The organism is Nocardiopsis tropica, from assembly GCF_042660575.1.
Lineage (GTDB): Bacteria > Actinomycetota > Actinomycetes > Streptosporangiales > Streptosporangiaceae > Nocardiopsis > Nocardiopsis tropica.
On record NZ_JBHSUF010000017.1, the window covers coordinates 143,096 to 154,692 of the forward strand.

Here is an 11,597-nt window from a genome sequence, read left to right on the forward strand (position 1 = left end):
TTAGCGAACATGCGCAAGATCCTTATCGTCGGCGCGGGTCACGCCGGCCTGCACCTGGCTCACGGTCTCCTGAACCACGGCTACGACGTCACGGTGATCACGGGGCAGTCCTCGCTGGAGATCAGGACCGGCAAACCCTCCATCTCCCAGTTCACCTTCCCCACGGCCCTGGAGTGCGAGCGCAAGTTCGACCTCGACTTCTGGAGCGCGCTCTCACCGCAGATCCGCGAGCAGAAGCTGGCCGTGTACAGGGAGGGGCAGCCCGTGATGGCCGTGAAGGGGCGCTCCGACCCCGGCAACGGCTACTCGGTGTCGGTCGACCGCCGGGTGAAGATGGCCGACTGGCTGGAGTCCTTCGAGGACCGGGGCGGCAAGGTCGTGATCCACGGCGTCACGGTGACCGACCTGGACTACTTCTCCCGGATGTTCGACCTGATCGTCGTCGCGGTCGGCCACGGGGAGCTGGGCCAGCTCTTCGACTACGACGACAGCCGCTTCAGCGGGACGCGGCCCAGGGCTCTCGCCCAGGCCTACGTCTACGACCTGTGGCCCCCGGACACGGGGGACTCGGCGAACATCGGCTGGTTCGGGGTGACGGAGGAGGCCGGGAACATCCTCCTGCTCCCGATGCTCACCCAGGAGGGGCCCGCCCACAACATCCTCCTGGTGGACAAGAAGGGCGGCCCGATGGACGCCTGGCCGGACCGGCCGGGCCCCGAGGAGCAGCTGCGGCGCATGAAGGACCTCATGCGCAAGTACGCCCCCGAGTTCTTCGAGCGAGCCAAGGACGCCGTCCTGATGGACGGCCGCAGCACCCTCGTCGAAGACCTCACCCCGCAGGTGCGCAACCCGGTGGGGACCCTGCCGTCCGGCGGCAAGGTCATCGGCATGGCCGACGTGGTGGTGACCATGGACCCGTTCGTGGGACAGAGCTGGAACAACTCCACACGGTGTGCCGAGGCCTACCTGGAGAGCATCATCGAACGCGGTGACCAGGTGTTCGACGAAGAGTTCATGATCACAGCCTTCGACCGCTTCTGGGAATTCGGACAGGACAACCAGGAGTGGGCCGAGTTCGCCTCCTCGATGGTCGAGCAGGCTCTGCCCGAGCACATCATGAACGTCATGAACGCGGCATCCGAGTTTCCCGAGATCGCCGATCGGTGGATTCAGGGATGGGACTGCCCGTCGGACTACAAGACGTGGATGTTCGATCCCGTGGTCGCCGAGAGGTACATCAGCGAGGTCCGGGCCCGGCACGCCGGCTGATCCCGGCCCACGTCCGGTGCTTCAGGCCCGGCGCCTCTCGGGCGCCGGGCCTTTTCGCGTATCACACGGGGTGCCCCACGGCTGAGGCGGGGTGACGGGATGAATTGTTGCTTCGCCATTAATCGTTTACTCTCCTGACCGAAATTATCTGTCCGAAAGGGAACCCTCTATTGTCAGTGCTCCTAATCAGGGGTTACGCTCTAGCGAGTTGGATCCCGTTTGACCCCGAATGGTGTTTCCTGGGGTAGTTCTTGTGGTCCTCAGAAGCTCCGGGGCTCGGTACTCCCCAGTGTGTGAATACCGCCCCGGTCCAGTGTTCACGGCGTGCATTTGCACGGGCAGGGCACCGGCCCTCGGCGGTGTCCGGAACATCGAGGACAGTCGAGAGTGAAGGGCAGCGAACGTGAGTGGCGGACCTGCAGGAACCCTGACCAATAGTTCCTGGGAGCCCATCGCCATCGTGGGGATATCCTGCCGCCTGCCGGGCGCCGGCACGCCGGAGGCGTTCTGGAGGATGCTGAGCGAGGGGCGGGAGGCGATCTCGCCGCCCCCCGAGCGCCTGGGCGGGGGCTCCGCGGAGCGCGGACCGCACTGGGGGGGCTACCTCCACGACGCGGAGTGCTTCGACGCCGGGTTCTTCGGCATCTCACCACGCGAGGCCCTGGCCATGGACCCCCAGCAACGGCTCATGCTCGAACTGGGCTGGGAAGCGGTGGAGCGGTCCCGGACGGCCCCCGGAGCGCTGCGCGACGCCCGCGTGGGCGTGTTCGCCGGCGCGATCAACTCCGACTACGCGCTCCTCCACGACCGCGGCGGCTCCGAAGCCATCACCCACCACACCCTGACCGGCACCAACCGGGGCATGATCGCGAACCGGCTCTCCCACTTCCTGGGACTGCGCGGCCCCAGCCTCACCGTGGACTCCGGACAGTCCTCCGCCCTGGTCAGCGTGCACCTGGCGGTCGAGAGCCTGCGCCGGGGCGAGTCCGACCTCGCCCTGGCCGGCGGCGTCAACCTGATCCTGGTCCCCGAGAGCACCGAGCGCGTCGCCCGCTTCGGGGGGCTGTCGCCCAGCGCCCGCAGCCACACCTTCGACTCCCGGGCCGACGGCTACGTGCGCGGCGAGGGCGGCGCCGTCGTCGTGCTCAAACCCCTGGGCCGTGCGCTGGCGGAGGGCGACCGCGTCCACGCCGTCATCCACGGCGGAGCGGTCAACCACTCCGGCGCCACCGAGTACCTCACCAGGCCCACGGTCGAGGGCCAGGCCGACGTGGCCCGTGCGGCCTACGCCAACGCGGGCAAGGAGCCCGGCCAGGTCGCCTACGTCGAACTGCACGGCACCGGCACCCCGGCGGGCGACCCCGTTGAGGCCGCAGCCCTCGGCGAGGTGTTCGCCGAGGGCCGGGAGGAACCGCTGCGGGTGGGCTCGGCCAAGACCAACGTGGGCCACCTGGAGGGCGCCTCGGGCATCGTCGGGCTGATCAAGACCGCCCTCGGCCTGGAGCACCAGCAGATCCCCCCGACCCTGAACTTCAGCGAGCCCCACCCCGCCATCGACCTCGACGCCCTGGGCCTGGCGGTGCAGACCCGGCGCGAGCCCTGGCCGAGCCACGCCCCCCTGGCGGGGGTGTCCTCCTTCGGCATGGGCGGCGCCAACTGCCACCTGGTCCTCGGCCCCGCCCCCGTCGCCGGCCGAGCCACCGCCGAGACGCCCGCGTCGCGCACCCTGGACCCCGTCCCGTGGGTGCTGACGGGACGCTCCGAGGAGGCGCTGCGCGCCCAGGCCTCGGCCCTGCACGCCTACGTGTCCGCCAACCCCGGCGTCCGGGCCCGCGACGTCGGCCTCTCCCTGGCCACCACCAGGGACGTGTTCGAGCACCGCGCCGTGGTCTTCGCCGCGGGGGAGGGCGGGACCAGGGAGCTGGAGTCCGTGCGTCCCGAGGGCCCCGCCGTCGTGGGCGGACCCGGACCGGTCCTCGTCTTCCCCGGTCAGGGCGGGCAGTGGCTCGGCATGGGCCGCGACCTGCTCGACGGGGAGGGGGCCATGGCCGAGGAGTTCACCCGCAGCGTCGCCGAGTGCGAACGCGCGCTGGAGCCCTACGTGGACTGGGCGCTCACCTCCGTCCTGCGCGGTGAGCCGCAGGCCCCGCCCCTGACCGGCGGCCAGGCGGGGGCGGACGTCGTCCAGCCGGTGCTGTGGGCGGTCATGGTCTCCCTCGCCCGGGTGTGGGAGTCCCTCGGTGTGCAGCCCTCGGCGGTGGTCGGGCACTCCCAGGGCGAGCTGGCGGCCGCGTGCGTGGCCGGCGCGCTCACCCTGGACGAGGCGGCCCGGATCGTGGCGCTGCGCAGCCGTGCCCTGACCGCGCTCGCGGGCAGCGGGGCCATGGCCTCGCTGGGCGTCACCCCCCCGGAGGCGGAGAAACTGGCCCGCTCCCTGCCCGACCTGCACGTGGCGGCCGTCAACGGCCCCTCGTCCGTGGTGGTGTCGGGGAACCCGCACTCGGTGCGCGAGGCCGTGGAGCGCTGCGTGGACGGCGGAGCACACGGAGCCCTGGTCGACGTGGACTACGCGTCGCACTCCGCTCACGTGGAGCGCATCCGCGACAGCGTCACCCAGTACCTCGGGAAGGTGCGCTGGCGCCGTCCGCGGATCCCCGTCTACTCCACGCTCACCGGCGGGGAACTGGGCAGGACCCCCATGGACGCGGCGTACTGGTACTCCGGGCTGCGCAACCCCGTCCTGTTCGCCGACGCCGTCGACGCCCTGGTGGCGGACGGCCACCGGATCTTCCTGGAGGTGGGCCCGCACCCGGTGCTGGCGCACGGAGTCCGCGGCTCCCTGGAGCGCGCGGGCGTCTCCGGCCACGTGCTCAAGACCCTGCGGCGCGGCGAGGGGGACGAGGCGCAACTGCTCACGGCCGCGGCCCGCGCCTTCAGCGCCGGCGTGGACATCGACTGGCCCGTGCTGTTCGAGGGCACCGGCGCGCGCCGCACGGACCTTCCCACCTACCAGTTCCAGCGCAGGGCCTTCTGGCCGGAGGGGGCGGACGGGCTCCGCCACGAGGGCTCGGTGAGCTGGGCCCCGCCGCAGCCGGCCGCCGGGGAGGGCGGGACCGGAACGCCCCGCACGGAGACGGTCACCGGCCTGGTGTACGCGTGCACGGCACGCGTCCTGGACCGCGACGCGCTCGACCCGGGGGACGAGCACCGTGCGTTCCGGGATCTGGGCTTCGACTCCGTCATGACGCTCGAACTGCGGGACGCGGTCCAGGGGGCCACCGGCGTCCGGCTGGACGACACCCTCCTGTTCGAGGTGCCCACCCCGGCCGGGCTGGCGGACTTCCTCACCGGCGAACTGGGCGGCGACGAGATCACCGCGGAGGGGGAGGCCGAGGCCGGACGGCCGGCCGCGACGGGCCGTCGGCCGGAGTCCGCCGGGGCCCGGCCCGTCCGGGAGCCCGCCGCGGACGACCCCATCGCCATCACGGCCATGGCCTGCCGCCTGCCGGGCGGCGCGTCCTCGCCGGAGGAGCTGTGGCGCCTGGTCGAAGAGGGCGTGGACGCCGTCGGTGACTTCCCCGACAACCGGTTCTGGGACCTGGACGCCCTCTACGACCCCGAACCCGGGACCCCCGGACGCACCTACACCCGCAGGGGCGGGTTCCTGTACGACGCCGACATGTTCGACGCCGACTTCTTCGGGATCTCCCCGCGCGAGGCCGACGCCATGGACCCCCAGCAGCGGCTGCTCCTGGAGACCTCCTGGGAGGCGGTCCAGCGCGCCGGGCTCTCCACCGACGACCTGCGCGGGGAGCAGGTCGGCGTGTTCGTCGGCGCGATGCCCGGCGACTACGGCCCCCGGCTGTCCGACCCCGCGGGGCAGGGCGACGCCGGGTACCGGCTCACCGGTTCGACGATGAGCGTGGCCTCCGGGCGCGTCGCCTACGTGCTCGGGCTGAGGGGCCCGGCGCTCACCATCGACACCGCCTGCTCCTCCTCCCTGGTGGCCCTCCACCAGGCGGCGGAGGCGATCCGCAGGGGCGAGTGCGCGATGGCGCTCGCCGGCGGCGTCACCGTGATGTCCTCGCCCGGCATGTTCCTGGAGTTCTCCGCCCAGCGCGGGCTGTCCGCCGACGGCCGGTGCAAGGCCTTCTCCGACGACGCGGACGGAACCGCGTGGGCGGAGGGCGCCGGGATGCTCCTCCTGGAGCGCGCCTCCCGGGCGAGGCGGGCCGGACGGCCCGTCCTCGCCCTGCTCCGCGGCAGCGCGGTCAACTCCGACGGCGCCAGCAACGGGCTCACCGCCCCCAACGGCAAGGCACAGGAGGACGTCATCGAGCGGGCCCTGGCCGCCTCCGGGCTGGAGGCCGGCGAGGTGGACGCCGTGGAGGCCCACGGCACCGGTACCCGGCTCGGCGACCCGATCGAGGCCAGGGCGCTCATCTCCGTGTACGGCCGTGGCAGGGGCGACGGCGCCGAGCCGCTGCGCCTGGGCTCGCTCAAGTCCAACATCGGGCACGCGCAGGCCGCCGCCGGCGTCGCCGGGGTGATCAAGACCGTGCAGGCCCTTCGCCACGGGCGCCTGCCCCGGACCCTCCACGCCGACGCCCCCACCAGCAGGGTGGGCTGGGACGGCAGCGGGGTGCGCCTGCTCACCGAGAACGAGCCCTGGCCCGACACCGGCCGCCCCCGGCGCGCGGCGGTGTCCTCCTTCGGTATCAGCGGCACCAACGCCCACCTCGTCCTGGAGGGGGTCTCCGACGAGGGCGCCCCCGTCCTGCTGCCGGACCTGCCCTTCCGGCGCCGCAGGCACTGGGCGCCGCCCGTCACCGCCCCCGCCCCGACCGGTACCGCGCTGCTCGCGGACGAGGGGCTGGAACTGGCCGACGGCTCCACCGTGTTCACGGGGGCGGTCGGCGCCGCCGACCACCCCTGGACCGCCGACCACGGGCTGCTGGGGCGGACCATCCTCCCGGGGACGGCCCTGGCCGAGCTCGCCCTGCACGCGGGCGCGCGCACCGGGAGCCCGGTCGTCACCGACCTGACCCTGGAGACGCCCCTGGCCCTGCCCCGGGACGGGGCGGCCGCGGTGCAGGTGACCGTGGGCGGACCGGACCGGCAGGGACGCCGCGAGGTGGGCGTCCACTCGCGCGGGGAAGGCGGCGGGGCGTGGACCCGGCACGCCTCCGGCATGCTCGAACCCGAGGACGACGCGAGTGCCTGGGACGCCGGAGCCGCGGGGAGGGGCTCCGCCGCGGCGGAGCCCGCCTGGTCGACGGCCGACGCCTCCCCCCTGGAGTTCGACGCCGACGCCGAGTACCAGGGCCTGGCCCGGCGCGGCTACGCCTACGGCCCCGCTTTCCGTGGCCTGCGCCGCGCCTGGCGCGACCGGAACGGGACGCTCCTGGCCGAGGTCGCCCTGCCCGGCCGCACGCGCGGCGCCTTCGAGGGGCCCCACCCGGCCCTGCTGGACGCCGCCCTGCACGCGGTGCTCCTGTTCGGCCCCTCCGGGGGCGGGGTGCCACTGGTCCCCTTCGCCTGGACCGGGGTCCGGACGGTCTCTGCCGTCGCACCGCCCGCCGAGCTGCGGGTGCGCTGGGAGACGCTCGGCCGGGACCGCTACCGGCTCACCGCCTTCGACGGTGACGGGGCGCTCGTCCTGACCGTCGACGAGCTCGTCATGCGCCCCGTCGACACCGACGCCCTCCCGCAGTCGCCGGAGGAGCCCGGACTGTACCGGCTGCGGTGGGAGGCCCTGGAAGCGCCAGACCCGGGGCGGGACATCCCGACCGGTCTCGCCTCCCTGGACGCCTTGGACCCCGAGGGTCCCGTGCCCGACGTGGTCTACGCCGAACTCCCGCCGCGCGCGGTCTACGCCGACCACGGATCGGTCCCCGACGCCGTGCGCGAGGGACTGCGCTCGGCCCTGGGGTCGGTGCGCTCGTGGCTGTCCGACGAGCGCACGGGGCACGCCCGCCTGGTGCTGGTGACCTGGCGCGCGGTGGTGGCCCACCCCGACGACCGGCTCAGCGGCCTCGCGGCGTCCCCGGCGTGGGGCCTGCTGCGCTCGGCCCAGCGCGAGCACCCCGACCGCCTGGTGATCGTCGACTCCGACGGCTCCGAGGACTCCCACAGGGCGCTGGCCACCGTCGCGGACCTGGGCGAGCCCCAGCTGGCGCTTCGGTCGGGCGGGGTCCTGGTGCCCCGCCTCGCCCCGGCGGAGGAGGAGGGGGCGCCCTCCCCGGCCGGCGCCCTGTGGCGGCTCGGCAGCCGTGGGGCCGGGTCGCTGGACTCCCTCACACCGGTGCCCGCCCCGGAGGCGGCCGCGCCGCTGGGGGAGGGACAGGTGCGCATCTCCGTCCGCGCCGCCGGCGTGAACTTCCGCGACGTCGTGGTCGCGCTCGGCATGGTCGACGACGACTACGGGATGGGGCTCGAAGGGGCGGGGATCGTCCTGGAGACCGGCCCCGGGGTCACCGACCTGGAGCCGGGGGACCGGGTCACGGGCATGTTCGGCGGGGCCTTCGGTCCGATGGCGGTGGCCGACCGCCGCCACATCACCCGCATCCCCGAGGGCTGGTCCTTCGAGCAGGCGGCCGCCGTGCCGGTCGTCTACCTGACCGCCTACCACGGCCTGGTCGACCTTGCGGCGGTGCGCCCGGGAGAGAGCGTCCTGGTGCACGCGGCCGCGGGCGGCGTGGGCCTGGCGGCGGTCCAGCTCGCCCGCCACATGGGGGCCAGGGTGTTCGCCACCGCCAGCCCCCACAAGTGGCCGGTCCTGGAGGACTTCGGCCTGGAGAAGAAGCACCTGGCCTCCTCACGCACCCTCGACTTCGAGTCCTCCCTGCGCGCCGCCAACGGCGGGCGCGGCATGGACGTGGTCCTGAACTCGCTCACCGGTGAGTTCGTCGACGCCTCGCTGAGGCTCCTGGCCACGCCCGGCGGAACCTCGGGGGCCGGCGGCCGCTTCGTGGAAATGGGTCGGACCGACATCCGCACCGACGAGGCGGTCTCCGCCGCCCACCCGGGGCGCGGCTACCAGTCCTTCCTCCTGCCCGACGTGGATCCGGCACGGATCGGACAGATGCTCGAACGGATCATGGAGCTCTTCTCGTCCGGGGCCCTCACGCCCCTGCCGATGACCGTCCGGGACGTCCGGGACGCCAAGGAGGCGTTCGGCGTCCTGGAACGCGGCGAGAACGTCGGCAAGATCGTCCTGAGCGTGCCGGCGCCCTTCCCCCAGGAGGGCACCGTGCTGGTCACCGGCGGCACCGGGACCCTCGGCCACCAGGTGGCCCGCCACCTGGTCACCCGGTACGGCGTGCGCGACCTGACCCTGGTCAGCCGCAGCGGCGCCGCCGCCGACGGGCAGGACGCGCGGACCGGCGAACTGCGCGGGCTCGGCGCGCGCGTGGGCGTCCACGCCTGCGACACGGCCGACCGCGACTCCCTGGCCCGGCTGCTCGACGGCCTGCCCGGCGACCGCCCGCTGAGCGCCGTCGTGCACACCGCCGGCGTGCTCGACGACGCCACCGTGCTCTCCCTCGGGCCCGACCAGCTGGAGACGGTCCTGCGGCCCAAGGTCGACGCCGCCTGGAACCTGCACGAGCTCACCGCCGACCTGGACCTGGGCGCGTTCGTCCTCTTCTCCTCGGTGACGGGCACCCTGGGCAGCCCCGGCCAGGCCAACTACGCCGCGGCCAACGTCTTCTGCGACGCCCTGGCGCACCACCGGCGCGAACGCGGGCTCCCCGCCACGTCCCTGGCCTGGGGGCTGTGGGGCGAGGCGAGCGGGATGACCGGCCACCTGGACGGCGGCGACCTGGACACCCTCGGCCGGAACGGCCTGCTGCCGATGCCGACCGACCGCGCCCTGGCCGCGATGGACCGGGCCCTGTACCTGGGGCACGAGAACGTCGTTCCCGCCCTGCTCGACCTGGAGAACGGCCCCGTGCTCCAGGTCCTGGGCGGACTCGCCGACCGGCGGGACGCCGTGGGCGGCGCCGAGCGGACCGGGGAGGCCCCCCTGGGGGCCGAGCGGTTCGCGGACCTGAGCGGGCCCGAGCGTGAGCGGGCGCTGCTCGCCGAGGTCCGCACGCACACGGCCGTCGTGCTCGGGCGGGCGGAACAGGAGGGGGCGTCAGGTGTTCCGGCGGACCGCCCCTTCCGGGAGCTCGGACTGGACTCGCTGACCGGGGTCGAACTGCGCAACCGGCTCGGCGCCCTCTCCGGCCTCCGCCTGCCCGCGACCGCCGTGTTCGACCACCCGACCCCCCGCGCACTGGCCCGGCTCATCGCCGGAAGGCTGTTCCCCGACGAGCCGGCGGCGCCGGAACCGGCCCGTACCGGGGAGACCGAGAAGGAGACCGACGGCCCCGGCGCCAGCGACATCGACGACATGGACGTGGAAGACCTGCTGGGGCTCGCCCTGGCAGCCGACGACACCGCGCCCGAGGGTGAACAGGAGACGGTTGATGGCTATCAGTAACGATCAGGACAGCAAGCTCGTCGCGGCCCTGCGCGCCGCGCTCAAGAAGAACGAGCGACTGCGCGAGGAACTCGACCGCGCGCCGGAGCCGATCGCGATCGTCGGTATGGGCTGCCGTCTCCCCGGGGGGATAGACACCCCCGAAGCCCTGTGGGACCTGCTGGAGCGCGGCGGCGAGGCACTGGGCCCCCTGCCCTCCGACCGGGGCTGGGACCTGGACGCCCTCCTGGGCAAGGACGGGGAGGAGGGCGGGTCGGCCATGGCGCAGGGCGCGTTCCTCGACGACCCGGCCGCCTTCGACCCCGCCTTCTTCGGGATCTCCCCGAAGGAGGCCGAGGCGATGGACCCCCAGCAGCGGCTCCTCCTCGAAGTGGCCTGGGAGGCCGTCGAGAACGCGGGGATCCCGCCGCAGACCCTGGCCGGCGGAGACGCCGGCGTGTGGGTCGGGGCCATCGCGCAGGAGTACGGGCCCCGGCTGACCGAGGCGCCCGGCGACGGGTTCGCGATCACCGGCACCACCAACAGCGTCGCCTCCGGTCGGCTGTCCTACGTCCTGGGCCTGACCGGCCCCGCCGTCACGGTGGACACCGCCTGCTCCTCCTCTCTGGTGGCCGTGCATCTGGCCGTGCGGGCGCTGCGTGCCGATGAATGCTCACTCGCACTCGCCGGCGGGGCGACGGTGATGGCCACCCCCGGCGTCCTGACCGAGTTCACCCACCTCAGGGGCCTCGCCTCCGACGGCCGCTGCAAGGCCTTCGGGGCCGGGGCCGACGGCGCGGGCTTCTCGGAGGGGGCCGGAATGGTCGCGCTGGAGCGCCTGTCGGACGCGCGGCGCAACGGGCACCGGGTGCTGGCGGTGATCCGGGGCGGCGCGGTCAACCAGGACGGCGCCTCCAACGGCCTGACCGCGCCCAACGGCCCCTCCCAGGAGCGGGTCATCGCCCGCGCGCTGGAGGACGCCAGGCTCACCCCGGCCGACGTCGACCTCGTCGAGGCCCACGGGACCGGGACCGCGCTCGGCGACCCCATCGAGGCGCAGGCGCTGATCTCCGCCTACGGTCCGGGCCGGGCGGGCGATCACCCCCTGTGGCTGGGCTCGCTCAAGTCCAACCTCGGCCACCCCCAGGCGGCCGCAGGGATCGCCGGGCTCATCAAGCTCGTCCTCGCGCTGCGCCACGGGGTGCTGCCGCGGACGCTCCACGCCGACGAGCCCACCCCGCACGTGGACTGGTCCTCCGGCGCCGTGGAGCTCCTCACCGAGGCGCGGCCGTGGCCGGAGACCGGCCGCCCCCGGCGCGCGGCGGTCTCCTCCTTCGGGATGAGCGGCACCAACGCCCACCTCGTCCTGGAGCAGGCGCCCACGGAGGAGCGGTCCGGCGCTTCCGAGCCCGGCGCCCAGGACGCCCCCGTGCGCGCAGGTGCGGACCAGGCCGCCCGTCCGGCCGCGGAAAGCGGCCCCGGAGGGGCGGAGCGCGTCCGCGGCCCCGTGCTCTGGCCCCTGTCGGCGCGCGGCGGCGCGGCACTGGCCGACCAGGCCGCCCGTCTGCGCGACCGGGTCGGTGCGGATCCCGGTCTGGACCCGGTGGACGTGGGGTGGTCGCTGGCGACCACCCGCACGGCCTTCGACGACAGGGCCGTGGTGCTGGGCGACGGCCGTGCCGACCTCCTCGACGGGCTCCGGGCCCTCGCCGAGGGGCGTCCCACCCCTGCCGTGGTGACGGGGCGAGCTGCCCCCGACCGGATGCCCGTGCTGGTCTTCCCCGGTCAGGGTGGTCAGTGGGAGGGGATGGCGGTGGAGTTGTTGGATTCCTCACCGGTGTTCGCGGAGCGGATCGCGGAG

Annotated in this window: 3 protein-coding genes; all 3 read left to right on the forward strand. The window is 74.2% G+C overall.

What is annotated here, in order from left to right:
* Positions 1 to 9: 9 nt before the first annotated feature.
* The gene (locus tag ACFQBR_RS25105; protein ID WP_267946179.1) at positions 10 to 1,269 is read left to right on the forward strand and encodes a styrene monooxygenase/indole monooxygenase family protein; all 1,260 of its coding nucleotides are present in this window, start codon (positions 10 to 12) and stop codon (positions 1,267 to 1,269) included.
* 403 nt (positions 1,270 to 1,672) lie between these two features.
* Positions 1,673 to 9,757 carry an SDR family NAD(P)-dependent oxidoreductase gene (locus ACFQBR_RS25110; RefSeq protein WP_344183899.1) on the forward strand — a complete coding sequence of 2,695 codons (8,085 nt, stop codon included), beginning with the start codon at positions 1,673 to 1,675 and terminating at the stop codon, positions 9,755 to 9,757.
* Positions 9,744 to 11,597, forward strand: a 1,854-nt coding sequence (locus ACFQBR_RS25115; RefSeq protein WP_378554572.1) for a type I polyketide synthase, incomplete at its 3' end; no start/stop codon positions are given. The genes ACFQBR_RS25110 and ACFQBR_RS25115, both read left to right, overlap by 14 nt.